22 protein-coding genes and 1 pseudogene are annotated in these 24,838 nt (G+C 69.9%); 14 read left to right on the plus strand and 9 right to left on the minus strand.

Features of this window, described 5'->3' with window-relative positions; translation table 11 throughout:
* On the minus strand, positions 1 to 105 hold a 105-nt coding region (locus H305_RS44950), incomplete at its 3' end, for a VOC family protein (RefSeq protein ID WP_037762998.1).
* A 402-nt stretch (positions 106 to 507) separates the two neighbouring features.
* On the opposite strand from H305_RS44950, the gene H305_RS0108180 reads away from it, so the two are divergent.
* Both H305_RS0108180 and H305_RS0108185 read left to right on the plus strand, forming a co-directional pair.
* Positions 508 to 2,811 carry a SpoIIE family protein phosphatase gene (locus H305_RS0108180; protein WP_037763001.1) on the plus strand — a complete coding sequence of 768 codons (2,304 nt, stop codon included), beginning with the start codon at positions 508 to 510 and terminating at the stop codon, positions 2,809 to 2,811.
* Between the two features lie 137 nt (positions 2,812 to 2,948).
* Positions 2,949 to 3,425 (plus strand): MarR family winged helix-turn-helix transcriptional regulator, encoded by a 477-nt coding sequence (locus H305_RS0108185; protein ID WP_028799973.1) that lies wholly within the window; start codon positions 2,949 to 2,951, stop codon positions 3,423 to 3,425.
* Positions 3,426 to 3,483: 58 nt separating this feature from the next.
* Here H305_RS0108185 and H305_RS0108190 read toward each other — a convergent pair whose 3' ends face one another.
* On the minus strand, positions 3,484 to 5,088 hold the full coding sequence (locus H305_RS0108190; protein ID WP_028799974.1) for an MFS transporter: 1,605 nt from the start codon (positions 5,086 to 5,088) through the stop codon (positions 3,484 to 3,486).
* 224 nt (positions 5,089 to 5,312) lie between these two features.
* Between H305_RS0108190 and H305_RS0108195 the strand changes: the two genes are divergently transcribed.
* Together H305_RS0108195 and H305_RS0108200 are read left to right on the plus strand one after the other, a co-directional pair.
* Positions 5,313 to 5,915: a helix-turn-helix domain-containing protein gene (locus H305_RS0108195; RefSeq protein ID WP_037763101.1), complete on the plus strand. Its 603-nt coding sequence runs from the start codon at positions 5,313 to 5,315 to the stop codon at positions 5,913 to 5,915.
* Between the two features lie 107 nt (positions 5,916 to 6,022).
* On the plus strand, positions 6,023 to 6,889 hold the full coding sequence (locus tag H305_RS0108200; protein WP_028799976.1) for a class I SAM-dependent methyltransferase: 867 nt from the start codon (positions 6,023 to 6,025) through the stop codon (positions 6,887 to 6,889).
* 88 nt (positions 6,890 to 6,977) lie between these two features.
* On the opposite strand, the gene H305_RS0108205 is transcribed toward H305_RS0108200, so the two are convergent.
* From H305_RS0108205 to H305_RS44955, 3 genes and pseudogenes are all read right to left on the minus strand, one after another.
* A complete protein-coding gene (locus tag H305_RS0108205) occupies positions 6,978 to 7,343 on the minus strand; it encodes a peptidoglycan-binding domain-containing protein (RefSeq protein WP_028799977.1) in 366 nt (121 codons plus the stop codon).
* A gap of 149 nt (positions 7,344 to 7,492) precedes the next feature.
* Positions 7,493 to 7,774, minus strand: a pseudogene (locus tag H305_RS54535) (alkaline phosphatase); the annotation flags it as partial.
* Complete coding sequence (locus H305_RS44955; RefSeq protein WP_051370445.1) at positions 7,723 to 10,566, minus strand: Pls/PosA family non-ribosomal peptide synthetase; 2,844 nt, start codon at positions 10,564 to 10,566, stop codon at positions 7,723 to 7,725. The pseudogene H305_RS54535 and the gene H305_RS44955, both read right to left, overlap by 52 nt.
* 659 nt (positions 10,567 to 11,225) lie before the next feature.
* On the opposite strand from H305_RS44955, the gene H305_RS0108225 reads away from it, so the two are divergent.
* From H305_RS0108225 to H305_RS44965, 5 genes are all read left to right on the plus strand, one after another.
* Entirely contained in the window at positions 11,226 to 11,636 is a 411-nt protein-coding gene (locus H305_RS0108225; RefSeq protein WP_051370486.1) for a hypothetical protein, read from the plus strand.
* 280 nt (positions 11,637 to 11,916) lie between these two features.
* Positions 11,917 to 12,360: a hypothetical protein gene (locus tag H305_RS54540; RefSeq protein ID WP_234020654.1), complete on the plus strand. Its 444-nt coding sequence runs from the start codon at positions 11,917 to 11,919 to the stop codon at positions 12,358 to 12,360.
* Between the two features lie 378 nt (positions 12,361 to 12,738).
* Positions 12,739 to 13,287 carry a DUF1062 domain-containing protein gene (locus tag H305_RS0108240; protein ID WP_028799980.1) on the plus strand — a complete coding sequence of 183 codons (549 nt, stop codon included), beginning with the start codon at positions 12,739 to 12,741 and terminating at the stop codon, positions 13,285 to 13,287.
* 253 nt (positions 13,288 to 13,540) lie between these two features.
* Entirely contained in the window at positions 13,541 to 14,203 is a 663-nt protein-coding gene (locus H305_RS44960) for a tetratricopeptide repeat protein (protein WP_037763008.1), read from the plus strand.
* Between the two features lie 80 nt (positions 14,204 to 14,283).
* A complete protein-coding gene (locus tag H305_RS44965; protein WP_234020655.1) occupies positions 14,284 to 14,556 on the plus strand; it encodes a hypothetical protein in 273 nt (90 codons plus the stop codon).
* Between the two features lie 284 nt (positions 14,557 to 14,840).
* On the opposite strand, the gene ilvD is transcribed toward H305_RS44965, so the two are convergent.
* Positions 14,841 to 16,538: a dihydroxy-acid dehydratase gene (gene ilvD, locus H305_RS0108255; RefSeq protein WP_037763011.1), complete on the minus strand. Its 1,698-nt coding sequence runs from the start codon at positions 16,536 to 16,538 to the stop codon at positions 14,841 to 14,843.
* A 307-nt stretch (positions 16,539 to 16,845) separates the two neighbouring features.
* On the opposite strand from ilvD, the gene H305_RS0108260 reads away from it, so the two are divergent.
* The 3 genes from H305_RS0108260 to H305_RS0108270 all read left to right on the plus strand — a co-directional run bounded on the left by H305_RS0108260 (position 16,846) and on the right by H305_RS0108270 (position 19,222).
* Positions 16,846 to 17,448, plus strand: a complete 603-nt coding sequence (locus H305_RS0108260) for a TetR/AcrR family transcriptional regulator (RefSeq protein ID WP_028799982.1) — start codon at positions 16,846 to 16,848, stop codon at positions 17,446 to 17,448.
* Positions 17,445 to 18,323 carry an alpha/beta fold hydrolase gene (locus tag H305_RS44970; RefSeq protein WP_051370446.1) on the plus strand — a complete coding sequence of 293 codons (879 nt, stop codon included), beginning with the start codon at positions 17,445 to 17,447 and terminating at the stop codon, positions 18,321 to 18,323. Before H305_RS0108260 ends, H305_RS44970 begins: the two co-directional genes overlap by 4 nt.
* A gap of 71 nt (positions 18,324 to 18,394) precedes the next feature.
* The gene (locus H305_RS0108270; RefSeq protein ID WP_028799983.1) at positions 18,395 to 19,222 is read left to right on the plus strand and encodes a class II aldolase/adducin family protein; all 828 of its coding nucleotides are present in this window, start codon (positions 18,395 to 18,397) and stop codon (positions 19,220 to 19,222) included.
* Here the strand turns inward: H305_RS0108270 and H305_RS0108275 are convergent.
* The gene (locus tag H305_RS0108275) at positions 19,202 to 20,437 is read right to left on the minus strand and encodes an MFS transporter (protein ID WP_028799984.1); all 1,236 of its coding nucleotides are present in this window, start codon (positions 20,435 to 20,437) and stop codon (positions 19,202 to 19,204) included. The genes H305_RS0108270 and H305_RS0108275 overlap by 21 nt on opposite strands.
* A 99-nt stretch (positions 20,438 to 20,536) precedes the next feature.
* Between H305_RS0108275 and H305_RS0108280 the strand changes: the two genes are divergently transcribed.
* On the plus strand, positions 20,537 to 21,622 hold the full coding sequence (locus tag H305_RS0108280) for a helix-turn-helix domain-containing protein (protein ID WP_028799985.1): 1,086 nt from the start codon (positions 20,537 to 20,539) through the stop codon (positions 21,620 to 21,622).
* A 158-nt stretch (positions 21,623 to 21,780) separates the two neighbouring features.
* Here H305_RS0108280 and H305_RS0108285 read toward each other — a convergent pair whose 3' ends face one another.
* Entirely contained in the window at positions 21,781 to 22,686 is a 906-nt protein-coding gene (locus H305_RS0108285) for an NAD(P)H-binding protein (protein ID WP_028799986.1), read from the minus strand.
* A gap of 525 nt (positions 22,687 to 23,211) precedes the next feature.
* Between H305_RS0108285 and H305_RS0108290 the strand changes: the two genes are divergently transcribed.
* Positions 23,212 to 23,964: an SDR family oxidoreductase gene (locus H305_RS0108290; protein ID WP_234020656.1), complete on the plus strand. Its 753-nt coding sequence runs from the start codon at positions 23,212 to 23,214 to the stop codon at positions 23,962 to 23,964.
* Positions 23,965 to 24,011: 47 nt separating this feature from the next.
* Here H305_RS0108290 and H305_RS0108295 read toward each other — a convergent pair whose 3' ends face one another.
* Positions 24,012 to 24,530 (minus strand): GNAT family N-acetyltransferase, encoded by a 519-nt coding sequence (locus H305_RS0108295; RefSeq protein WP_028799988.1) that lies wholly within the window; start codon positions 24,528 to 24,530, stop codon positions 24,012 to 24,014.
* Positions 24,531 to 24,838 lie beyond the last annotated feature (308 nt).

Consider the following 24,838-nt stretch of genomic DNA (forward strand, 5'->3'; position numbering starts at 1 on the left):
GGCCGTGTAGTCGACGTCCAGGCGGAAGCCCAGCTGCTCGTAGAAGGCCTTGGCCCGGTCCACGTCGGAGACGGGCAGCACGATCATTTCGAGTTTCAGGTCCATGGGGGTGTCCTCGATTTCTGGTGTGGGGGTGCCGACCGGGTCGGCTTGGTTGTCTGCGGCGGTGGCCGGCTGAGCGGTGTCCGCAGTCCAGGAGGCCGCTGTGGCGGGGGTCCGGGGTGGAGGTCGGTCGGCCCTTGGGGGTCGATCCATGACAGGAAACCTACGTCGCGTTTAGAACGTGCACAAGGTAATCGTGGAAAAGGAAAGTGTGACGAAGGTATCCAGATCAACGGGCATAACCGGGCCGCCCTGCCTCCAGCCGGCTCCCGCCGGGGTCTCTCGCCCCCTCGCGAGGGCGGCTCAGCAACTAGAGTGCTGGGTGAAAGCCCAGGTAGAGGCGGACTCGGCCGATCGGCGAGTGTCGGGCCGGTGGACCCGCGATCGGCACGGAGGTGCTTTCGCATGACCCACGACAACGTCCTTCTGCTCATCGACGAGGATGGACGGGTGGCCGCGTGGGAGCAGCCGGCGGAAGAGCTGTTCGGGTGTTCCGCCGCTGAAGCGGTCGGCCAGTCCGCGAAAGCACTCATGCGCAAGCTCTGCGCCGACGACGGGCAGTGCCGCGAGGGATGCCCCGACACGGGGGCCCTGCTGGTCAAGCCCACTTTCCAGGGCGATTCCATGGTGTGGCGGGTGCTCGCGGCAGGGGACGGCGCGACGACGCTGGACGCGGCAGTGGTACGGGCGCTCTTCGCGCATTCCCCCGCCGAGCTCCGGGTTTTCGACGATCAGCTGCGCATGGTGCGCGCCGCCCGCCCGGCAGGACTGCGACATGACCCGCCCGCCGGGCAGCGGCTGGGGGCACCGTTCAGCGAGGTGTGCGGTTTCGCCGACCCTGAGGAGGAGGCCGCGGTGGCGCGGGGAGTCCTCGAAACCGGTGTGCCGGCGGTGAACCGGCTCGTGCGCAGTTCCGAGAGATCAGCCCGGCTCGGCTGTCGCGTCCTCTCCGTCTCCTTCCTGCGCCTCGAAGACTCCAGCGGCACAGTCCTCGGACTGGTGACACTGGCTGCCGACGTCACCGAACGGGAACGAGCACTCCGGTCCCAGGCGCTCATGGAGACGGTGCGCACCACCATGGGGCACCGGCTGAACCTGGGCGATGTCTGCCTGGAGCTCGCTGAGGCCGTGGTGCCTGCCTTCGCGGACACCGCGGTTGTCGAGATGGTGGACAGTGCGGTCCGCGGCGAGGCTCCTCCCAAGGCGCCGGTCGGACCGGGTGTGCTGCTGCGCCAGGCGGCCGTACACGGGCTCCGGCCTGTGCCCCAGGTCGGAGCCGTGCACCCGCTGCCGGCCGATACCCCGTTCTCACACGTTCTCTCGGATCTTCGGCCCCGCCTCCTGCAGGTCGACACCGACCGCACTTGGCCGGCCGGTGACCCGGTGCGGGCCTCCCTCATCGAGAAGACCGAGGCGCGTTCGCTGATCGTGGCTCCGCTGGTGATGGACGACCGGATCCTCGGCATGGTCAGCTTCTGTCGCGACGATCCTGAAGACCGCTTCGCGCAGGACGACCTCGCCGTGGCGTCCGCCGTGTGCGCCCATGCGGCACCCTGCATCGACAGGGCACGCCTGTACATGCGCGAATGGATCATCACGTCCAGTGTCCAGCGCAAGATACTTCCCGGGGAACTTCCCGACCGGCCCACCGTGGAGCTCGCCTCCCTGCACGTTCCCGGCGAAGAAGGCGGCGGCGCATGGTCCGACGCGATCGCACTTCCCGGCGCGCGGACCGCGCTCGTCGTCGGCGACGTCGCGGGAGAAGGCATCCCGGCAGCCATCACGATGGGACTGCTCAGAACGGCCATCCACACGCTCGCCGCCCTGGACCTGCAGCCCGACGAGCTCCTGGCCCGGCTCAGCGACACCACGGCCCGCCTCGTCGCGGCACGCGCCGCGCTGCCGCCCATGGACCCCCTGATCCATGAGCCGCTCACCGCCGACTGTGCCATCGCGATCTACGACCCGGTCGAGCTCACCTGCACCATCGCACGTGCCGGCCTGCCGGAGCCCGTCCTGATCCTCCCGGACGGCACCTCGTCCACCCTCCCCGTCCCTCCCGGGCCGCCGCTGGCCGCCGTGGACACCGCTCCCTTCCCCGCGACCACCGTCCGCCTGCCCGACGGAAGCACGCTCGCGATGGGTACGACCGTCCTGGCGGAGGAGGTCATGGCGCCCACAGGTGCGCTGCGTCCCCTCCTGGACGACGTCGGCGACAGCCCCCTGGTCGGCGTGCGCGACGGCATCGAACATGCCTACACGCGGCGCGGCCGCACGGGCGAGACCCTGCTTCTGCTCGCCCGCACCAGGAAGCTGCCCGGTGAGCGGGTGATGACCTGCGGCCTGCCGGCGGGCCCCGAAGCCGCACCGATCGCCCGCAGAGCCGCCCGCCGGCAGCTCGAGGTCTGGGGCCTGGACGACGAAACGGCGTTCACCAACGAACTCATCGTCAGCGAACTCGTCGGCAACGCGACCCGCTACGGCGCTCCTCCCTTGCGGCTCCGCCTGATCCTGGACCAGATGCTGACCTGCGAGGTCGGCGACACGGCGCCCAGCGCTCCGCACGTCAAGCACGCCCGCACCATCGACGAGTCGGGCCGAGGGCTCTTCATCATCGCGAGCCTCGCCGAACAATGGGGCACCCGATACGCCCCTCACGGCAAGACCGTCTGGGCGGAGCAGTCGACCGGGACCGCGAGAACGGCTTGACCGCCTTCGCATGCGCCTGCCCGCAACAAGGATCTCGACTTGGACCCCGTTTAAAGAGTGCACAATTGAATTGCGTCAGTTGAGCTTGTGAGGTAGGATCCTTTATTGCGACAACCCGGCACGAGAGAGGGGCCGTGATGAACGACACCGATACTGCTCAGCGGCCGGCTGGCCAGGCGGACGAGGTCAGCCTCCTTCTCGAGGACCAGTTGTGCTTCGCGCTCTACGCGGCGCAGCGGGCGCTCACGAATCGCTACCGCCCCTTGCTGGAGCAGTTCGGCCTCACATACCCCCAGTACCTGGTCATGCTCGTACTGTGGCAGCACGGCGCTCTCCCGATCAAGCGGCTGGGAACACTCCTGGACCTCGACTACGGCACTTTGACGCCGCTGCTGAAGCGCCTCCAGGCCCATGGCCTGATCCGCCGTGAGCGCCAGGTGGACGACGAGCGTTCCGTGCAGATCTCGCTCACCGAGCAGGGGAGTGAACTGCGTGAACGCGCTCGCGTCGTTCCGGCCGCCATCGGTGAGGCCGCGGGTCTCACCCTGCAGGAGACCAAGGACGCGAAGGCCCTCGTGGAGAAGCTGCGCACCAACATCTCCGAAGCCGACTGACGGCTTCCCATGGTGGCGGGCACGTCCACGGCCCGCCACCTTCCTCCCCGCCGACGACTCAGACACCGACCGTGTCGGCGGCCTCCGTGTGCCTGCCGGGTGCCTGCGAGTCCCTCCGCGGCCCGCGGGCGAGGACGTAGAGGAACAGGGCCCCCATGGCGGCGACTCCAGCCCACATGGCCTGCTGCCAGCCCTCGACGAACGACTGCTGCGCGGCGTGGACCAGTTGCCGAGCCCGCGGGCCTTCGCCGTCCGCGGCCTGCATGGCGTTGGCAACTCCTTCGCGGGCGCGGTCGGCGGCGCCTCGGGGGAGGCCGGCGAGCTTGTCGTCGATGGCGCCGCGGTACCCGGCCGACAGGAGCGCCCCGAGCAGGGCGACCCCCAGCGCGGTGCCGAACTCACGCGTGACGTCGTTGAGTGCGGACGCGACGCCTTGGCGGTCACGCGGCAGTGACGTGGTGATGGCCTCCGTCGAGGGTGTCATCGACAAGCCCATGCCGGCGCCCATGGCGAGCATGCCCGGGAGGACGGACAGGTAGCCGCCGTCGACGGAGACGATGGCGGCCATGAGCGCCAGCCCGGCGCCGGCGAGCAGGATGCCCGCGGCCATGGTCGTACGAGGACCCACGCGCTCCGCCAGCTTCGGGGCGAGGCCGGACGACGCCATCATGAGGACGGCCATCGGCATCAGCGCGAGGGTGGACAGCAGCCCCGACCAGCCGAGGACGGCCTGGAGGAACGGGAAGAGGACCACGAAGATCCCGGCCTGCACCCCGAAGACCGCCAGCAGCGTGATCGAGCCGCAGGCCAGGCCACGCTCGCGGAAGAGGCGCACGTCCAGCAGTGAGGCGTCCCGGCGGCGCAGTTCCCAGGCCACGAAGCAGACGGCGGCCAGGAGGCCGACGACGAGGCCGGTCAGGGTGGCGGGGGCGCTCCAGCCGCGCTCGGGACCCGCCTGCAGGGAGAAGATGAGGCCGACCACGGCGACGACGGAGGTCAGTGCGCCGACCGTGTCGAAGGAGTGGCCCGATGTCTCGCGGGAGTCGGGGACCGAACGCAGCGCCATGACGAGCGCCACGACGACCAGTACGACGGGCAGGACGAACAGCCAGCGCCAGCTCGCCACGTCCACGAGCGCCGCGGAGAGGAACATGCCGAGGATGCCGCCACCTCCGGCGACGCCGGTCCATACGCCGATCGCCCGGCCCCGTCCCTCCGCGGGAAAGGTGGAGGTGATCACGGCGAGGGTGATGGGCATGATCATCGCCGCGCCCACGCCGCTGAGCAGACGTGCGGCGAGCATGACCTCGGCGGACCGGGCCAGGCCCCCGACCACGCTTGCCAGGCCGAAGACGGTCAGGCCCGCGATCAGCATGAGTCTGCGGCCCAGCCGGTCGCCGAGGGAACCGAGCGGGAGCAGCAGCGCGGCCAGGGTGAGTGTGTAGATGTTGATGATCCACAGGATGGTGCTCTGCGAGGCGTCGAAGGCGACGGCCAGGTCGGGCTGGGCGACGTTCAACCCGGACACCGAGGCGATGACCGCCATCAACGCGACGCACACGGCGATCAGGACGGAGCGCAGTTGACGCGCACTCGGCGCGCCGTCAGCGCGGAGGCCCCCGCTCGCGGCGGTTGCCGCCTGTGCGGACCGGTTCGTGGTCATGAATTCCTTTCGAGGGCATGCCGGACACGGCGCCGGAGCACATCCGGTCGCCGGGCGCGGCGGGGGTCGGGTTGCGGGTGGGCGGCGTGCACCGCGCAGCGCGTGGTACCTCGTACGCGGACGACGGTGGTGCCGCGGGCGACCGCGGCGAATGCGGCGTGACCCGCGTCGACCCGGGTCAGTCCGAGCTCGACGCTAACCGCATCTTGCCGCCTAGGCATACGATGTTGCCCATGACGCAAGACGACGGCGAGCTGGACAGCCTGGTACGCAAACGCATCCGCGCACTGCGCGTCGCTCAGGGCTGGTCCCTGGAAGAGCTGGCCAACCGCGCCAAGCTCAGCCCGTCCACACTCAGCCGTATCGAGAACGGCCGGCGCCGACTCGCCCTGGACAGCCTCGTCACCCTCGCCCGCGCCCTCGACACCACCTTGGACCAGCTCGTCGAGACGGCCTCCGACGACGTCGTCGTCAGCCCGATGATCGACGGCGCTCACGGCCTGATGCGCTGGCCCGTCAAAGGCGACCCCGGCATCACTGTCGTACGTCAGCGGATGACCGAGCCACCCCCCGACAATCCCGCACGCATGCGCGCCCACCCGGGCCGGGAATGGCTCGTCGTCCTGTCGGGCACCGCGATCCTCCTGCTGGGGCACCGCCGCATCCGCGTCGAGACCAACCAGGCCGCGGAGTTCCCGACGATGCTTCCGCACGCCATCGGGGCCGAGGGCGGACCCTGCGAGATCCTGGGGATCTTCGACCGCGACGCCCGCCGCGGCCACCAGCGCGCCGACCGCGACACGGACACGGACCGCTCCCGCATGTGACGTCACACGACTCGAAGACTTGCGCGTTCGGCACCCCAGGCGGCCACTTGCTTGCGGAAGAGGGAAGCGACCGCGCCGAAGGCGCAGGCGGGTCCTAGCGTGACGACATGCCTCACCCCCACGCACCCCACCACGGCACGCAGGACGCCCCCCGGCACCCGCACGACGCCGACGGCCAGGCGGACATCCTCGACCTGGATGCCGAAGTCCTCGCCGAGCACATCGCCGCCATCACCGACTGGCTGCCCCTTCGGACACGTCCCGGCCAGATCGTGGATCTCGGCTGCGGGACAGGAGCCGGCACCTTCGCCCTGCTCACCCGTTTCCCCACCGCACACGTCACCGCCGTCGACTCCTCGACGGAACACCTCCAACGGCTGCGCGACAAGGCGCGCGCCCTTGGTGTGGAGGAACACGTGCGCACAATCCGGGCCGACCTCGACGGCGCCGACTGGCCCGACCTCGGCACGCCGGACCTGGTGTGGGCCTCGGCATCGATGCACCACATGGCTCGTCCCGACCGCGCACTGCGCAAGGTTCACGACACGCTTGCGCCCGGCGGCCTGTTCACCGTCGTCGAACTCGCCCGCTTCCCGCGCTTTTTGCCCCAGAGCGCTCCGGAGGACCGGCCAGGCCTGGAAGAACGCTGCCACGCCGCGAGCGACCACCGGCACGCCGAGCATGTGACCCATCGCGGTGCCGACTGGGGATCGATGCTCGCAGCCGCCGGATTCGCCCTGGAAGCCGAGCGGACCCTGACCGTGAGCATCGACGGCTCCCGCAACGAGGCGGTCGGCGCGTACGCCCTCGCCGGCCTGCGACGGATCCGCAGCAGTGTCGCCGAGGTCCTCGAAGCCGAGGATCTCGCCGCACTCGACCGGCTGCTCGACACCGACGGCGCTCGGAGCATCCTGCGCCGCGACGACCTCGCGGTGCGCACCGAACGCGCGGTCTGGGCCGCTCGACGCGACTGAACCCCGATCACCCCGGAGGTGCCGGCACGCCGGGACGGCGCAGCGGCGCGAGGACGTGTCGTGGGAGTCGGTCGCGGCGGAGGGAGCTTCAGCCGTTATAGGGGTCGTAACAGTCCAGGGCGGGCTGGTAGAGAACATGCCAGGTCCGGCCCTCGACGACTCCGCTCGGCGGCAGGCCGTGGCAGCCCTGGATCCATTCGATCTTCTTCAGCATGGCGGAGCCGAAGACCCCGTCCAGGGCCAGCTTCGGCGGCTCGCCACCCCACACATTGCTCAGGCATTGCGCCTGTTCCACGGCCGGACCGGTGTCCCCGTACCTGAGCGTGGGCCGATTCGTCGTCGGTGTGTAGGAGCAGTCGGCGGGGGCGGCCGCGGCACCATGGGGCAGGGCCAGCCCGAGTGTCGCGGCGGTGCACAGCACCGTGCCCAGAGTGACCCACCTGCTGCCTCTCATACCGCTCCTTTCGGTCCGGCCGGTCGCTGGGACACACGGCACCCGAAGGCTGAGGGTATTTCCATTTTCGCGCAGCCTCGACGAGGCTCGCGAGCGGCGCCGCCCAGACAGCGCTGGAACCCGGGCGGGGTGGGAGACCGGAAACCGGTTGCCGCGCACGCGCGGGCCACCTTCACCGCGTGGTCGCAGGCCACGGTCTCGCCGATGTGGCCGCAGGGTTCGGCCGCGTGGTCCTGCTTGTCGATCGAGGCGCCCTCGATCTGCGGGAAGAAGCCCTGCTCGGAGTGCTTCTGCTTCCGCTAGACATCAAGGAGCCGGATGGCCTTGGCGGCGGAGTCCGCGAGGCCGGGAGTGGTCGAGGGGCGGTTCGGGTCGGACGTCACGCAGCGCTGCGGGACGGTGCCGCCGACGGCTGCGGTCCTGCCGGTCCAACCGCCGCTGCCTCTCGCGCCGGATTCCCCTCCCACCGCGCGTGAGGCGGGACTTCCTCCCCCTTCATCAGGAAGGTATCGGCGTCGAGCCGTGCCCGGTCGCCGATCTTGGTGCCGTAGTGGACCAAGGTGTTCACACCCAGGGTCACGCCCGCACCGATCGAGACGCGGTCGCACTTGAAAGCACCGTCCTCCTGCGAGTGGCACTGGATGACGGAGCCGGCGTTGAGAGTGCAGTCGTCGCCGATGCGGACGAGGGTGCGTTCCGTGATGGTGCAGCCGTCGTCGAAGACCCGGTGGCCCATCCGCACACCGAGCAGTCGCCAGATCATGGGCTTGAACGGCGTGCCGTTGAACGCGTGCATGTACTGGTGCGACGAGAGCTTCCAGAAGCGTTCGTGCCTCCAGAAGTCCGGGTCGTAGATCGAGCAGTAGAGCGGCTTCACCGGTTGGACGCGTATCACGGTCCGCTCGACGAGCGTGAAGTAGACGATGGTGTACGCCCAGGTGAGGAGCGAGGCGAGCACGAACGACGCCACACCGATGCTGTGGTAGAGCTCGACCGCAGACATCGTGATCAGGGTGATTACGAAGAAGTGGAACCAGCGCACCACCAGGTGCATGCTCGCGGTGAGGGTGTTGTGCCTGTTCTTGGCGGCGAGGCCGCGGCGCAGCTCTTCACCCTGGGCCAGATGGTCGAAGCGGGAATCTCGCATCACCGAGCGGGGGATCTCGAAACTGGGGGAGCCGAGCAGTCCCAGGCCTTCGCGCTGCGGTCCGTCGATGGGCACCATGACCTTCGTCGCCAGTAGGCAGTTCTCACCGGTCCGGCCGCGTGTGGGATAGACGATGCGGTTGCCGAGGAAGTTCCTCGGCCCGATGCAGGTGGGGGTGGGGCGGAAGGACGAGCTGGAGAAGTCGACGTTGATGATGGACAGCCCGTCGGCGATCATCGTGCCTCTGCCGACCGTGCTCAGGTGGGGGATGTCGTGCTTGACGAGTGAGCCGAAGTTCGACCCGGTCTGCTGGACCTGGCACAGGTCGTATCCGAGGCGTCGCAGATAGTGCACGATCGCCGAACTGTCGCCGAACAGCGTGGTGAAGAACCTGACGTTCGTCAGCCGTGTGATCGCGCGCTGAAGGCTGTGATGGACGCCGTAGAGCGGATACGTCCTGCCTGGCTCGATCGCGAGGCTCAGCAACCGGGGAACCGTGCTCACCACCAGCAGGCCCACCACGATGCCGCCGAAGAAGGCCACCAGGGACGCGACGAATGCCTCGACGTAGAAAGCTGGATGGGTGAAGGCCAGGGGGCCCGGGTTGAACACCGCGTTCAGCTGCGGCACCGCCAGGAGCACCACGCTCACACCGGCCAGCGTCAAGGGCAGATACACCAACAGGATGGCGAGCAACTGGGACAGGCCGTAGAGCAACCTGCGGCGGGTGCTGCACGCCGCGGGCTCGACGGCCCGGAAGTCGGTTGTCGTCGGCTGCGCCGGCGTGCCGTGCCACGACTGACCGGCCGGGATCGACTGCCCGGCGTGCAGGGAGGAGGCGTGGCCCAGTTGGGAGTCGTCGCCCATCGATGTCCTGATGTCGATGACCGTCTGCTCGCTGATCGTCACATTCCTGCCGAGCGTGACGTGATCCGTCTCGATCCAGCCGTCGTCCGCCCGGTAGCAGGACATCAGCGCGTCCTTGCGGATGACCGTGCCGTCACCGATGGACAGCAGATCGGTGCACACAGGCGCGGTACGGGTCAGGATGGTGACGCCTTTCCCGATGTGGGCGCCGAGCGCCCTGAGGTACAGCACGTAGAGCGGCGACCCGGTGAACAGACGCGCCGGACTGGTGCGGATCAGGGACTTCACGCACCAGAAGCGGAAGTAGGCGGCGCTCCATATGGGGATCTTCTGCGGCGTGAAGCGGCCGACGAGCATCCACTTGGCGGCGATGGGCAGCGCACAGACACCGAGGAAGAGCACCGCACTGCACAGGACCGCCCGCAGGTAGACGTCGGCCGCGGCCGTGCCTTCCACGGTCCATTCGTAGCCGATGACGGTGATCGTGGCGCCGAGCGAGGTGAACGCCAGGAAGGCCAGGAGCTGCGCGGTCCCGCAGAACGCGTGCTGCCACGGGCGCGTCGGTGGTCGGGGTTCTTCCTCGGATGCGACGCCGGGCTCCGCCGGGGCGGGTGAGGAAACCTGCGCCGCTGCCGGCGACGGCACCGGCGCCGCGGAGCCGGTGAACGCGGCAGCCAGGGCCCGGATCGTCGAATGCCGGTAGATGTCCTTCATCGAGACGGTGGGCAGGTCGTCGCGTTTGCGTACGCGGGCGCAGAATTGGGCCATCACCATGGAGTCGGCGCCCAGTTCGCGGAAGAAGTCGCCGTCCACCGGTACATGTTCGGTGCCCAGGACGCCGGCGAGGATGTCGGCCAGTTGGCTTTCGGCGTCGGCGGTGGGCGCCTCCGTCGGGGACCCGGCCGCGGCGGTGCTGTCGGGGGTGGTGGGCGCCTGCGCTTGGGCGTTGTCCGTGAAGGCGGCGGCCAGGCCTCGTATCGAGGGATGCTGGTAGACGTCCTTCATCGAGACGGTGGGCAGGTCGTCGCGTTTGCGTACGCGGGCGCAGAATTGGGCCATCACCATGGAGTCGGCGCCCAGTTCGCGGAAGAAGTCGCCGTCCACCGGCACCCGCTCGGTACCCATGACCCCGGCCAGGACGTCCGCCAACCGCCTTTCGGTACCGGCCGCTGGATCACGCGTCCCCGCGACTGGGGTTTCGGAGCGCATCTGCCCATCGCCTCCTGTCAGGTCGGTGTCCTGTGGGAGCTGAATACGGACGTTTCGGGCTCTGTACGGTGGGAGTTCGGGCGGTGACGGACCGTGTCCCACAGCTGTCACGGACGCTCCACCGGGACGGCGCCGTCGGATCGCTGGTCGGTCGATCGGCGCGGGTGGCAGCCGCGGGACCTCGCCCGGAGGTCCAGGGTGGCGTGTGCGAGAACCAGGCCGGCCGTTCACGTACGGGAGAGAAGGTCGTCCGAGGCCGGCGGCGCGGACGACGTGGCCCCGAGCTGAGCCTTGTCCCATGATTCCAGGTTGCGGAAAAGATCGCCGCTTCAACCGGCAGGTGTCTGCAGCACCCCGCCACCGGCGGGGGCCCGTGGCCATGTGGCCGGCCCGACGGCTCCGTTGCCGACTCGGGATGTGGCCCTGAACGGTGACGGCACACCTCGTCCGGCCAGGGGCCGCGCGACATTTCGCGATCACGGTGCGAAACCGTATGGCCACACTGCAGAGTGGATCTCGATGCGGATCTTCGCGGCAGGCGGGAAGCACCGGATCGCGGTCGGGCGCCTCCGAACCGGTGCTGCGAGCCCGCTACGATCCGCCCATGACGTCACACCAGGCGGATGCCGCGTAGAACCCCGCACGAGTTGAGGAGCACCGTGCCCGACAGGCACAGCGACGGTGCGGTGAGCACGCTGCTCATCAGTGTGTGCCCTGGGCCGCCGGCCTGTGCTGCCGTTCACACGTATCTCTTCGTCGACGGCCTCGACCTCGTGGCCCGCAGCGACAGCAGAATGGCCGGCCTCGACCCGAGGCGACTGCTCCGCCCAGGCGGACCGCTCTATCCGACGGAGATGCCCGGCACGGTGGAGCTGGCAACCCAGGGGCACCCCGAGACGGGGCCGGGCACGCTGACCGTCCGCATCCGGCTCCGGGGCGAGACGGTCATCTGGTCCGACCTGATGTACCCGGGCCTCGACGGCAGGCCGGTGGACGAGGTTCGATTCCGTCTGGAGCAGTACCTCGGTGAAGTCGAGCGAGCATATGCGGCGTGGGAGGACGGGCCCTGATCGCCGACGGGCCGCATCCACCGATTCCCCTGTGGTCCCGAGCGGGGAACCCTCGCGATTCTGCGCGGACGCCGGCGCGTCACGGCATTGCTGACGCGGGGGAGGGGCTTTGGCAGACGTCAGTTTCGGGATCTTTGTCATCGTCTTCATGGTTGCGGTGAGCGTGTTCTCCGCACGCCTCCGCCCACAGCACCAGGCCGGTGTCGCGCTGCTGGGAACAGAGTCCAACGCGGCCGACCGACCCGGCGAACCTGTGCGGTCGGAGCACTAGCCTGTCGTCATGCACCAGAGCAGAAGGCGTGACCGGCGTCCGGCTCGTCGCTCGGGGCCGGTGGGGGTCCGGTACGAGGACTCGGCTCGGGCCTTCGCGGTCGCCGGGTCCGACATCGTGATCGTCGGCTATTTCTCCGGCAGGCAGAAGGACTTCGCCGCGTTGATGGATGCGGCGGCGGAGGAGCTGACGAGGCGTGGTGCGCGAGTCGTGGGACGGATCGTGCAACGGCGGGGCGTGTCGGCCGGCGGGGCACGGAAGATGGCTCTGCCGTACTCCTCGCGCACTCTGCTGAGCCACGGGAAGGTTCGCGAGGTGGTCGTGCTCTGCGAGCAGACCAGCGCTGACGCGGTGGTCTTCCTGGCGCCGCTGACCGGGCGTCAGCGACGGGTGCTGTCGGGGATCCTCGGCCGTCCCGCCGCGAGTCTGGCCGATGTCCCGACGGAGGACTGAACACTCGGCAGCTCGGCTTCTTCGCCGGGCCGTCGACGGCAGTGGGCCGACGAGAGGCACGGACCAGGACGCAATCGCGACGCACGGAGCGGTACGGCGCTCCGTCGTGCGACCGGCCACGGCCCCCTTGCCGGCGGCCGCGCACCGCTCTCGTACGCCGGACGTCTGCCGTCCCGACCTTGGACGACAGTCGGCCCGGCAAAAACCGGTGGAGCGGGCGGCTGTGCGCCATTACCGTGCTGCCGGACCACATCGTCTGGTGAAGGGCCTGCCGTTGTACACCCTGTGAGACCTCTCGAGCGCTGATTCGTCGCGCGTCGCCGATGTGCGCCGCGCTGCTTCTTGCTGCGGACTTCTCACTGAAACCGGTGTACTTCTGTGCTCAATAGCTGGGTGGTCATGCCCACCTGCCTGCCACTCGTTCTCCGTCGTTGTCACGGCTGCGCGTCCGAGCGTTTCCGGGCCGACGGAAAGTTTCGCGTCAACGCCCACCACAAGCTCATCGACGCCTGGCTCCTCGTGCTCTGTACGACTTGCGGGGAAACGGCGAAGCTCACGGTCCTGGAGCGGATGAAGGTGCGCTCCGTACGGCCTGAACTGCTGGACCGACTCCATGGGAACGACCCTGCCCTGGCAGCCGAGTTGCTCCAGGACCCCGTGGTGCGGCGCCGCAACCGCATCGCCCTCGACTGGGACAACGCCTGGCGCCTCGACACGGACGGATCGGATCAACTGGACCGCGAGGTGATCGACGTCTCGGTCCGCTTTGCGGCGCCGATCCCGGTCCGGCCGGTGCGACTGATCGCTGAAGGCTGCGGCCTCTCCCGGGCCGAGGTCGAGAGGCTGATCAAGGACGGCAAGCTCGTCTCGGCGGTCCGGCTGAGCGGCAGACTGTCCGGCGACTTCACCTTCACGCTCAAACGCTGAGGCTCGTCGCGACCACGGGCCTGTCCGGCAGGATCCGCCGGGCAGGCCCTGGTGCCGTGCCGTGCGCTCCGGCCGCGACGTCAGGCGGACCAAGAACCGGCCGGCCTCCCCGCTCACCGCAGGGAACGCTCCCCGGACAAAGCCGAGTTGGCGGACGCCGCGCTGGAGTACGTCGAGCCGGAAAACAGCGAGCCTCCGCCGGCAGCGCGGAATAGCCTCGGCACACGAGTCGTCCGACGGAGAGGGATACGGCATGCGAGAGCAGGACTGGATCGAACGTGCGCAAGAAGACTTCGAGGCTGCGATGTTCGGCGGGGACACATCCGCGCTGGACCGGTCCGACGACGCCCTGGACGCGATCGAGGCACCGCTTTCCATGGCCCGGGGAAAGATACTGCACGTCCGCTTCCTGAACGACCGCGAAGAGAACAGCCAGGAACTGACGTTGTTCGAGCGCGCGGCGGAGTTGTACCGGCGTCTCTCGAATGCGTCGGGGGAGGCGGACGCGTTGTTCTGGATCGGTTGCTGGCATCAGGTCGTGAAAGGCGACGGGGCGGCCGGCAGTCCGTACTTCGAGCGGTCGTACGCACTGGCGAAATCCGTCGACGACCGGATGACGATGTCGTACGCGGTACGCCATCTCGGCTTTGCCGACAAGGACGCGGGCCGGTTCGACCAGGCCCGTGAGCGGTTGAACGAATCGGTCGCACTGCGCCAGGAGATCGGCTTCAGGGCCGGAGAAGCCGCCGGCCTGGTGGCGTTGGCCTACCTCTCGGCCGAGACCGGCGACCGATCGGCGGCGCTCCAGCACCTCGACGACGCCCAGTCGGTCGCCGAGGCGTGCGGTGCCAAGGCCGTGTTGGGGTGGATCGCGCAGGCCCACACGAACATCCGCACAGAGCGGCCGACCCACTGAGCGGACTTCCGGCCGACCATGCCGACAGGGAGCTCGGCCACCCCCTCGTCCGCGACGAGTTCCCGGACCTCATCGCTGAGTTGATCACCCTCCTGGAGGGTGAAGGGGAAGGCGATCTGGCGATCTGCGCATGGGATCTTCGTCTGATCGCCCTGTGCGACTGCGGCGACGACTTCTGCCAGAGCATCCGCACGGCGGTCCATCCGAAGGGGCAGCCGTACGGCGACGGCCATCGGTGTGTGCCGCTGCTGCCCTCGGAAGGCATGCTGGTCCTGGCCGTCGTGGACGGCAGGATCATGTACGTCGAGGTGCTGGATCGGGCGCCTATGCGCAATCGCCGGAGTTCCCTCTGACCGAGAAGCAGTTGCCGTGCCGGCTCGTCCGGCTGCCGGCGCTCTTCCACGCCACGACGGCCCTGTGGAGCGGGTCCGGTGACCTGCCGTGATCATCTCTGTGTGTTCCAGGGGTGGCCTTCGATGCCGCTCCGACGGGCGGGGCGCGGCGGACGTCATCGCGGGCCCCGGCCGCCGCTTCCGCCGGCCGGGCAGTCCCGAAGTGCCCGGGCCTCGTCGCATCGAGGGCATGTCACGAGTGGACGTGCGCCACTGACGCCGGATCCGGTCAGCCATGCCGCGATCTAGTGGCAGATGGCGCCGCGGGCGGGGGAGCCGACGAGTCTGGCGTACTTGCCGAGGACGCCGGTGGTGTAGCGCGGCGCCGGCGGCTGCCAGAGGCTGCGGCGCCGCTCAAGTTCCCCGTCGTCGACAAGGAGGTCGAGACGACGGGCGGGCATGTCGAGGCGGATACGGTCGCCGTCGCGGACGAGCGCGATCGGTCCCGTGGCGGCGGCCTCCGGTGCCACGTGTCCCACGCACAGGCCCGTGGTGCCGCCGGAGAAGCGGCCGTCGGTGAGCAGGAGGACGTCCTTGCCGAGGCCGGCACCCTTGATCGCGCCGGTGACGGCGAGCATCTCCCGCATACCGGGGCCGCCCTTGGGGCCCTCGTAGCGGATCACGACGACGTCACCGGGGCGCAGTTCTCCGGCCGTCAGGGCGTCCATCGCGCCTTGTTCGCCGTCGAAGACCCGGGCGGTGCCTTCGAAGGCGTGGGCGTCGAAACCGGCGCTCTTGACGACGGCGCCCTCGGGAGCCAACGAGCCGTGCAGGATGGTCAGTCCGCCGGTCGCGTGCAGCGGATCGTCCAGTGCGCGAATGACCTTTCCGTCGGGGGCCGGTGGGGCGAGGGCTGCCAGGTTCTGGGCGAGGGTGCTGCCGGTGACGGTCAGGCAGTCGCCGTGCAGCAAGCCGGCGTCGAGCAAAGCCTTCATGACGACCGGAATGCCGCCGATGCGGTCGAGGTCGGCCATCACGTACCGGCCGAAGGGCTTCATGTCCGCCACGAGCGGAGTGCGGTCGGCGATCCGGTTGAAGTCGTCGAGGGCCAGGTCCACACCTGCTTCATGGGCGATGGCCAGGAGGTGCAGTACGGCGTTGGTCGACCCGCCGAGCGCCATGAGCACGGTGATGGCGTTCTCGAAGGCCTCGCGCGTCAGGATCTGGCGCGTGGTGATGCCTGCGTCGATCAGTTTCACGACGGCCTGGCCCGAGGCGTGGGCCAGTTCGTCGCGGCGGGGATCAGGGGCGGGCGGCGACGCGCTGCCCGGAATCGACATCCCCAGGGCCTCGGCGGCGCTGGCCATGGTGTTGGCGGTGAACATCCCGCCGCAGGCCCCTTCTCCGGGGCACGCGTGCCGTTCGATCGCGTCGAGGTCCGCACGGCTGATCCTTCCGCGCGCACAGGCCCCGACTCCCTCGAAGGCGTCGATGATCGTCAGGTCCCTGCCCTGCCAGTGGCCGGGCAGGGTGGAGCCCGCGTAGACGAAGACGGCGGCCACGTCCAGGCGGGCGGCGGCCATGAGCATCCCCGGCAGCGACTTGTCGCACCCGGCCAGCAGCACCGCGCCGTCCAGCCGCTCGGCGAACATCACCGTCTCCACCGAATCCGCGATGACCTCCCGGCTCACCAGCGAGGCGCGCATACCTTCGTGCCCCATCGAGATGCCGTCCGAGACAGAGATGGTGCCGAACTCGAGCGGGAAGCCCGCGGCATCGCGCACACCCGCCTTGGAGGCTCGGGCCAGACGGGCCAGGGACAGATTGCAGGGTGTGATCTCGTTCCACGACGAGGCGATACCGATCTGCGGTTTGGTGAAGTCCTCGTCCGTCATGCCCACGGCACGCAGCATGGCCCGTGCGGCAGTCCGCTCGATGCCGTCGGTCACGTCTCTGCTGTGTGGCTTGCGGTCGATCGCCTGCTCGGGCACGACGGTCACCATCCTCCTCGGGGTCAGCTCCGCCGACAGCCTGCCGCAGGCCGGCCACGGCACGAAGCGCCGAGGCCAGCCTGCGGACGAAATGCATCCGCATGGCTCTGACCGACCGCCGGCCCACCAGCCGCGCCGTGGTGTCGACCTCACCTCAGTGCCGCTGTCCGTGGGGGCGTGCGGGGCGCACGGACATCTGTCGAGGGTCTTGTGGCGCACCACCACACTCGATAGGTTCCCCCATCGGATAGAGACCTCTATCGGATAGGAATCTCTATCCGGCAGGGGTGTTCAGCATGACGAGGACGGGTGGGGACGCATGGCGAAGCGCGTGACCAAGAGACGGCTGGAGACGAACGAGCGGCTGCTCGACGCGGCGGAACAGGCCTTCGCGGAGCACGGCTTCCACGGCGTGTCGATCTCCGAGCTGTGCGCGAGGGCCGGATACACGTCAGGCGCGTTCTACTCCAACTACGCCTCCAAGGACGAGCTCTTCCTCGCGCTGTTCACCCGGCGCTCCGAGGCCGTCCTCAAGCAGCTCGGCGAGGCGATGGACCGGGCCGTCGTGTCGGAGCACCCGGTCACCACCTTCATCGAGCTGGCGAGCGTCGTGGACGAGGAGACACGCACCTGGTTCCTCATCTCCACCGAGTTCACCCTCTACGCCATTCGGAACCCCGAGGCGGCCGAAGCACTCGCGCGCCACGACGCGGCGATGCGGGCGGAGATCAAGGAGCTGGTCGCGCCACTCCTCACGAGCGATCCGAACGGCGTGGACGAGACGGATCTGGACATGGTGCTGCGTTTCGTCGTCGCCGTCCGGGAAGGCGGACTGGCGCAGAGCCTGGTGGAACCGACCGCTCTCCCGCACGGCGAGCTGGAACGCCGCTTCCTCCCCGCACTGTTCGGAGGGCTGCGATGACGACCGACATCGAGAAGTGGTGGGCCGACGGCGATCTGGTGCCGCTCACCGTCGCGGGAGTGCAGCGCGAGGTGTTCGTCCGCCGGATCGGCCGAGGCCCCGTGATGACCCTGCTCCACGGCTTCCCCAGTTCGTCGTACGACTGGGCGCGGGTCGTACCGGCACTCGCCACGCACCACACCCTCCTCATGCCGGACTTCCTGGGCTTCGGCGCGAGCGAGAAGCCGTCCGGTCACGACTACTCGATCCACGAACAGGCCGACCTGGTGGCCGCGTTGTGGCAACGCGAGGCGGTGACTTCGACACGACTCGTGGCGCACGACTTCGGCACCACCGTCGCCCAGGAACTGCTCGCGCGCGCCGCCGACCGCTCGTCGACGACCGAGATCACGAGCCTCACCTTGCTCAACGGCGGCATCTACCCGGAGCTCCACCGCCCGGAGCCGGCCCAGTCGGCCCTGCTCGACCCCGAACTCGGCCCCCAGATCAGCGCGTCGCTCAACGCCGAGCTCATGGCGACCGCCCTCGCACCGACCTTCGCCGAGGGCTACGACCCCACCGCCGACATGGCGGACATCTGGAAGAGCGTCAGCCGCGGCGACGGCCACCTGAACTCCCACCTGCTGATCCGCTACATCACCGACCGCATCACCCACCGTGACCGCTGGGTGCACGCCATGGAGACCAGCGATCTGCCCAAGACGTTCATCTGGGGCCTGCGCGACCCCATTTCGGGTGCCCACATGGCAGAGCGGATCGCCGAACGGATGCCGGACGCGGCGCTCCGCGCCCTGACCGACGTCGGACACTGGCCCCCACTGGAAGCACCACAACGCGTCGCGGCCCTGATCCTCGCCACGGGAGAGAGCGCGTAGGCCACGGAGGCCTCGACGCAGGCGAGCTCACGATCCCACCGCGACTCCGCACACCGAGAGGAACGAATCCCATGGCAACCGCCCAGCCCTACGCACCCGAGGTCCTGGACCTGATCCGCGCCAACGTCGGCCCGATCCCCGACGACTTCGATCTCCCGCTCCCGCCCATGAACCTCTCGGTCGAGGAGGAGCGGGAGGTGCGCAAGCAGGAACTCGCCGCCGCCTTCCGGGTGTTCGGAAAGCTGGGATTCTCCGAGGGCGTCGCCGGTCACATCACCGCCCGCGACCCCGAATTCCCCGACACGTTCTGGGTGAACCCCTTCGGCATGAGCTTCAGCCAGATCAAGGTCTCCGACCTGATCCGCGTCGACCACGAGGGCAACCTGCTGCACGGCAGGCGTCCGGTGAACCGCGCCGCGTTCTGCATTCATGCCGAGGTCCACAAGGCCCGCCCCGACGCCGTCGCTGCCGCACACGCACACTCCCTCCACGGCAAGGCCTTCTCGGCACTCGGAACACCGCTGGCACCCCTCACACAGGACGCCTGCGCCTTCTACGAGGACCAGGGCATCTACAGCGACTACCGCGGGGTCGTGAACGACTCCGAGGAAGGGCGTCGCATCGGCGAGGCGCTGGGCTCGGCGAAGGCTGTGATCCTGCAGAACCACGGCCTGTTGACCGTCGGCCACTCGGTCGCCGCCGCGGCGTGGTGGTTCATCACCATGGAACGCTCGTGCCAGGCCCAGATGCTGGCGATGGCGGCCGGCTCACCGATCGAGATCGACCACGACACCGCCACGCTGGTCCGCAAGCAGATCGGCGGACCGATCGCGGGCTGGTTCCAGTTCCGTCCCCTGTGGGACCAGATCACGGCCTCCTCACCCGACTTGTTCGACTGAGACCGCACCGCGGGCAGGCCCGCCACGGGCCTGCTCGGCTGCAAGGGCGGAGGCCGACAGGAGTGTCGCGGCGGCGAGGCTGCCCCAGAGGGCGGCCGAGCCGCGAGGCGCGAGGGCGGTGATGACCGCCGGGGAGACGGCGAGTCCGAAGCCCGTGGAGAGCTCGAAGCGGGCGAGGGTGCGGCCCAGGACGTGGGGCGGGGCGAGGGCGGTGACGAGCGCGGTGGCGCTGCCGGCGTAGATGATCTCGCCGATGGTGCAGAGCACGGACACCGCGGCGAGGGCCGGGGCAGCCCAGCCGTGTCCGAGCGAGGTGGCCGCGAGGAAGCCGAGGTAGGACGCGGTAAGAACCACGCCGGCGAAGGCCAGCACGGTCTGCCGTGCGAAGCGGGACAGCAGGACGGTGACCGGAACCTGCAGGGTGACCACCAGGACCGTGTTGGCCACGAAGATGGCGGCCGACCACACGGGGGATGCGTGCAACTGTGTCACCAGGACCAGAGGGAGCGCGATCTCGGGGACGTTGAGGCAGAAGACGTAGACCACGTTGGCGGCCAGCAGCGTACGTATCCGAGGTGCGGGCACGTCGGTCCTGCCATGGGCCGGGGCCGCGGCCGGATGCGCGCGCAGGCGGACCGACCATGCCAAGGCCGCCGCGGCGAGATAGGCGAGCCCGGTGACGGCTGCCAGCGTCCGCAGTGCGCTGGTGCCGCCCGCCAGGCACCCGACGGCGAGGAGCGCGCCCGCGCCCAGGCCGGCGTTGCGCAGGGCGCGGCCTCCTGCGAGAGCGGCGTCGCGTTCGCGGCCCTGGGCCACCGTGGCCACGAGAGCGGCGTGGGCGGCGGGCCACGCCTGGTTGCCGATGCCGAGGAAGAGCGCCGCCGCCGTGAACAGCCAGACGTGCCCCGCAGGCGCGGCCAGCAGCAGCACCACACCCAGCACCCGCACCAGCATCGACGCCGCCACGACCGTGCTGCGTGCGCCCCGGTCCAGCCATCTGCCCACGGCGGGCATGCACACCAGAGCCACGACGACGCCGGCCGTCATGGCGATGCCGGTGGCAGGCGCCGGCAGCCTCAGCACCGTCACCCCGTAGAGCAGCAGGAAGGGCCGGAGCAGGCCGGTGCCGAGCGCGTCCACGGCCAGGGCGACGGCATAGCGGGGGCCTCCGGAGGCCCGGACGAGGGCGCGCGGCCGGAGCTTGGTGGTTGTCATGGCGTCAACGGTGTGTTCGGCCGTCGCGCCGGTCACGTCGGTTGACGGACAGCGTCAACCGACGCGGTCAGCGGCCGCCCGGTCGGCGATGCTGGAGGGATGACGTTGAGGATCGACATCGGTGGCCTGCCGTCGGAGCGAGTGCGGTTCGCCGCTTCCCCGCTCGCCGAGCTGACCGCGATGCTGCACGTGCTCGCCGAGCCCGGGCACCATCCGCAGCGCGCAGGCTGGGCCGGGGACGTCTGGTCCGGGCTGCGGCCGGAGCTGGCCGAGCGGCTCAGGGAGGCGGAGTTCCTCTGGCGTTCCTCACGAGCCGACTTCCTGGTCCCCGCCCGGCCTCGGCCGACCCTCGCCGAGGAGTTGGACGACGTGGACCGGATCGACGACGAGATCTATGTGACCGCCGCGCTCACCACCACGTGCGGCAGCAACCGCGTCCACTTCGCCGCGCCGTCGCCGCTCACCGACGCGACGGCGCGCGAGCGGGCCCTGGATCTCGCCCAGGCCCGCGGCGCGCTCCAAGAGGCGTTCGCGGAGCGGCTGCTCGCGGACCCGGCCGCCGTGCGGGCACGGGTGCGTCAGACCCTCGAACAGTGCGCCGAGGCCTTCTTCGACGCCGCCTGGACGGGTGTCGCCGTGCAACTGGCAACCGACCTGCGCCTGAAGAACGATCTGCTGAAGCGCCAGGGCATCGGCGCGGCACTCGCATCGATCTCAAGCGCCGTCACCCTGGCACCGGACGGCGACTGCATCGTCGTGGACAAGCTGCAGGACAAGGCGAACGCCGCCCACGGCACCGGGGTCACCTTCCTTCCCAGCGTCTTCGGCAGTCCGCACCTGGTGGTGGTGCACGCGCCGGGGCGGCAGCCGGTGGTGCAGTACCCCGTCGCCGGGCCGAGTCCGTCGCAACCGGTGTCACTGGAAACCGTCACGCTACGGCTGGAGGCGCTCGCGCATCCGGTACGGCTGCGGCTGCTGCGCACCCTGGCCCGCGGCCCGCACACCACCGGAGAGCTGGCCCACGCCTGGGAACTCTCACCCCCTGAGGTCTCCCGCCACCTCGCCGTCCTGCGCCGCGCGGGCCTCCTCACGTCCCGGCGGCACGGCCGTTACGTTCGCCACGCCCTCGATCTGCCCGATCTGACGGCGCTGGGGTCCGACCTGCTGGCGGCCGTACTGCGCTGAGCGGCTTCCGTCTGCCGGGAACGCGGACGAACGCGGCTCTCGCGGCGTCGTGCGACTCGGCACAGCGATCGGCACCCATGAAGACGGCTCCCTCGGAGACGCGCCGACGCTACGCGCACGGCCTGTCACGAGGCGAGCGGTGTTCTCCTGGGAGGCCGTCAGCCCATGTAGAAGTCCTTGCGTGCCGCCACGAACTCCTCGATCGTCTGCGCTGGGGCACCGGTGAGGCGCTCGACGTCGTCGGAGGCCCGGTCGTACCGGTTCTGGTGATGGAGGCGGCACATGGTGACGATGTGCTCCTCGACGTGCGGCGGCAGGCCGATCGTGGAGAGCACCTCCTCGCGCCACCGGTCGAGAGGGACGTCCACGTAGGAGACCGGGCGGCCCAATGCCTTCGAGAAGGCGTCGGCCATCTCCGTCATGTCGACCGTCCGTGGTCCGGTCAGTTCGTAGACGTGCCCCACGTGGGGGCCGGGGTCACTCAGCACGGTCGCGATCACCCTGGCGACGTCGTCCACGGCGATCGGTGAAGTGCGTCCGGTTCCGAACGGCAGCTCGATGGTGCCGTTCCTGCGGATCGTCCGGGCCGGAAGCGTGGTGAACAGCGGGTTGTCGAGGAAGGCCGTAGGGCGGATGTGCGTGACGGGCAGACCCGACCAGTTGAACACCTGCTCCGCCAGCCAGTGCAGCCGCTGCTGGCGGGACTCCGCGGTGCTGGTGGCCGTCATCTGCGACACGGTCATCTGTGACATGTCGATGAGGGCGTCCAGCTTGTCGTACTCCCGCGCGACACTCGCCACGGCGGTCGCCGCGAGAAGGTGGTCGGGTGACACCGGCATGGCGAAGTACATGCTCCGGGTGCCCTCCAAGGCGGCCGCGACGGTGTCCGGTCGTGTGAGGTCGCCGAGGACGACCTCCGCACCGAGTGCACGCAGCCGCGCGGCACGATCGTCGTCCCGGCGGACCACGACACGCACGGGCACGTCCTGCGAGCGCAGCCTCTCGACGACGTTTCGCCCCACGTCGCCCGCGCCGGTGATGAGGGCGAGGTGTCTGGCAGCCATGGGTCCGCCTCCTTCTCCGTGACCGGACCGCACCGCATTCGCACGCGCATTCGTGTCTGCGCCCGCGCCGCGTCTGCGCCCGCGCCGCGTCTGCGCCCGCGCCGCGTCCGCGCCCGCGCCGCGTCCGCGCCCGCCCTTGCGTCCGCGCACGGAAACGGGCGTGCGTCGCCGGTCGGCGGGTGCGTCAGCGGGTGCCGGGGGAGGGCCTGGAAGCGGACCCGCGGGGGATGACAGCGACCGCGTGAGTCGTGACGCATGCGCCTGCGGCGGCCGGATGCCGCACTTGACGACTTCGGCGCCCTTCGAGCGTACGCCCGATCGATCGGTCAGGGCGGCCGACCGAAGCGGCGGCCACTCGACCGAGCCGGACGATGTGGCTGCGGTGACGCCGGCTGCCGGGGTGCGGTGGTGGCCGCCGAGGGCGACGCTGAAGGAGCGCACCTCCGCGGCCGCTCAACCCTGCTGACTCCGACGGCGGGGAAGCGAAGGCGGAACGGCAGCACGAGCGGCACAGAAGGGACCACCATGCCCGCCCTGCGCATCGCCGTCGCCGGAGCGACGGGGAACATCGGCGCCCGCACAGCCACAGTCCTGGAACAGGCCGGACACGAGGTCGTGCGCATCAGCCGCTCGCTCGGTGTGGACCTGACGACGGGTGACGGCCTCGATGCCGCCCTGACCGGTGTCGACGCCGTCGTGGACGCCACGAGCCACGAGGCGACCGACCGGGACGAGACCGTGGCGTTCTTCGCCACCACCACCCGGAACCTGCTCGCCGCCGAGGCACGGGCCGGTGTCCGTCACCACGTGCTGCTCACGATCGTCGGCGTCCATCGCATCGAAGGCAACGCACACTACGCGGGCAAGCGGGAGCAGGAGCGCCTCGTGGTCGATGGCCCGGTGCCTTGGACCGTCGTTCCTTTCACACAGTTCCACGACTTCGCCGCGACGGTGGTGAGTTGGACCGAACAGGGCGGCGTCGCCACGATCGCGCCGTTGCTCGTGCAGCCGATCGCCCCCTCGGACGTCGCCGACATCCTCGCCGAGATCGCCACCGGTCCACCGCAGGGGCGCTACCGCGATGTCGCCGGCCCGGAGCCGCAGGACCTGGTGGACATGGCTCGGCGTACCAACGACGCACGCGGACGCACGGTCGAGCTCGTGCCCACGTGGTCATCGATCTTCGGTACGGAGATGGCCGGCGACGTGCTCCTGCCGGGCGACGGCGCCCGCATCGCGCCCACCACCTTCGACGAGTGGCTGGCCAGGCCGCAATAGCCGCACAGCGCCACCCCGGCACCCCGACGCCGTACGGCGCGGCGCTGTCATCGCCCGATGGTCCGGTGCCACCGGATCTCACCGTCGTACCACTCGTCCGTGGGCGTGAGCCCCGCGGCGGCGGCGACGGCGGCCGAGGCCCGGTGGTCGGGGTGGATGTGGGCGACGACGCTGTGGACCGGCCGGCTGCCGAGCCAGTCGACGAGTCCTCGTACCGCTTCGGTGGCGAGGCCTCTTCCCTGCCACGGAGTCCCCACCACCCAGGCGATCTCGGCGACGAGCCCGTCGCCGCCGTGGCCGACCGTCGCCTGGACCGTGCCCGTCAGACAGGACTCGGTACGGAGCCGGATCACCCAGTTCAGCCAGGACACGGCCGGATCGGGAGAGCCTGCGGTCATGCGGCGGTAGCGCGAGTGAAGTGCTTGAGGGGTGTCCGGGATCCCGCCGATGAACTGGTGCAGGGCCGGATCGGACAGCACCACGGCCATCTCCTCGGCGTGCTCCGCCCGCAGCGGCAGCAGGTCCAGCCGCTCGGTGCCGACGGCTCGGACCACGAGGGCGCTCACACCACCACCGCATCGGGACACCCGACAGAACTCCAACGGTTGCTCACGGTCATCGGGTGATCTCCTTGGTCCGCCGTGGCCGAACCGCGCGCCGCGGAGGTGGACGTACGTCTTGATCGTCGGTGCGGTGCGGTGCGGTGCGGTGCGGTGCGCGGTCCGTGTCTCCAAGGATGCACTTGTACCGACGGGGGCGCGAGGGAGCGACGCGGAGGGGTTCGAGGAAACGAGGGGACGGGGGAGCAGGGGCTCATGAAGCGCCGGTGAAAACCCTGTGGAAGCGGTGTCGGTGGGACCGCTTATGCTGCACC

It is taken from the genome of Streptomyces sp. 142MFCol3.1 (assembly GCF_000424945.1).
Classification (GTDB): Bacteria; Actinomycetota; Actinomycetes; order Streptomycetales; family Streptomycetaceae; genus Streptomyces; species Streptomyces siamensis.

Bases quoted from the DNA above. Each gene is read 5' to 3' on its own strand.
- H305_RS0108290 (WP_234020656.1), top strand. From the start codon at position 23,212: ATGCCCGCCCTGCGCATCGCCGTCGCCGGAGCGACGGGGAACATCGGC.
- H305_RS54540 (WP_234020654.1), top strand. From the start codon at position 11,917: ATGCACCAGAGCAGAAGGCGTGACCGGCGTCCGGCTCGTCGCTCGGGG.
- H305_RS0108260 (WP_028799982.1), top strand. From the start codon at position 16,846: ATGGCGAAGCGCGTGACCAAGAGACGGCTGGAGACGAACGAGCGGCTG.
- H305_RS0108275 (WP_028799984.1), bottom strand. From the start codon at position 20,437: ATGACAACCACCAAGCTCCGGCCGCGCGCCCTCGTCCGGGCCTCCGGA.
- H305_RS44955 (WP_051370445.1), bottom strand. From the start codon at position 10,566: ATGCGCTCCGAAACCCCAGTCGCGGGGACGCGTGATCCAGCGGCCGGT.
- H305_RS44960 (WP_037763008.1), top strand. From the start codon at position 13,541: ATGCGAGAGCAGGACTGGATCGAACGTGCGCAAGAAGACTTCGAGGCT.
- H305_RS44970 (WP_051370446.1), top strand. From the start codon at position 17,445: ATGACGACCGACATCGAGAAGTGGTGGGCCGACGGCGATCTGGTGCCG.
- H305_RS0108195 (WP_037763101.1), top strand. From the start codon at position 5,313: ATGTTGCCCATGACGCAAGACGACGGCGAGCTGGACAGCCTGGTACGC.
- H305_RS0108180 (WP_037763001.1), top strand. From the start codon at position 508: ATGACCCACGACAACGTCCTTCTGCTCATCGACGAGGATGGACGGGTG.
- H305_RS0108280 (WP_028799985.1), top strand. From the start codon at position 20,537: ATGACGTTGAGGATCGACATCGGTGGCCTGCCGTCGGAGCGAGTGCGG.
- H305_RS0108205 (WP_028799977.1), bottom strand. From the start codon at position 7,343: ATGAGAGGCAGCAGGTGGGTCACTCTGGGCACGGTGCTGTGCACCGCC.
- H305_RS0108200 (WP_028799976.1), top strand. From the start codon at position 6,023: ATGCCTCACCCCCACGCACCCCACCACGGCACGCAGGACGCCCCCCGG.
- H305_RS0108285 (WP_028799986.1), bottom strand. From the start codon at position 22,686: ATGGCTGCCAGACACCTCGCCCTCATCACCGGCGCGGGCGACGTGGGG.
- H305_RS0108270 (WP_028799983.1), top strand. From the start codon at position 18,395: ATGGCAACCGCCCAGCCCTACGCACCCGAGGTCCTGGACCTGATCCGC.
- H305_RS0108185 (WP_028799973.1), top strand. From the start codon at position 2,949: ATGAACGACACCGATACTGCTCAGCGGCCGGCTGGCCAGGCGGACGAG.
- ilvD (WP_037763011.1), bottom strand. From the start codon at position 16,538: ATGGTGACCGTCGTGCCCGAGCAGGCGATCGACCGCAAGCCACACAGC.
- H305_RS0108190 (WP_028799974.1), bottom strand. From the start codon at position 5,088: ATGACCACGAACCGGTCCGCACAGGCGGCAACCGCCGCGAGCGGGGGC.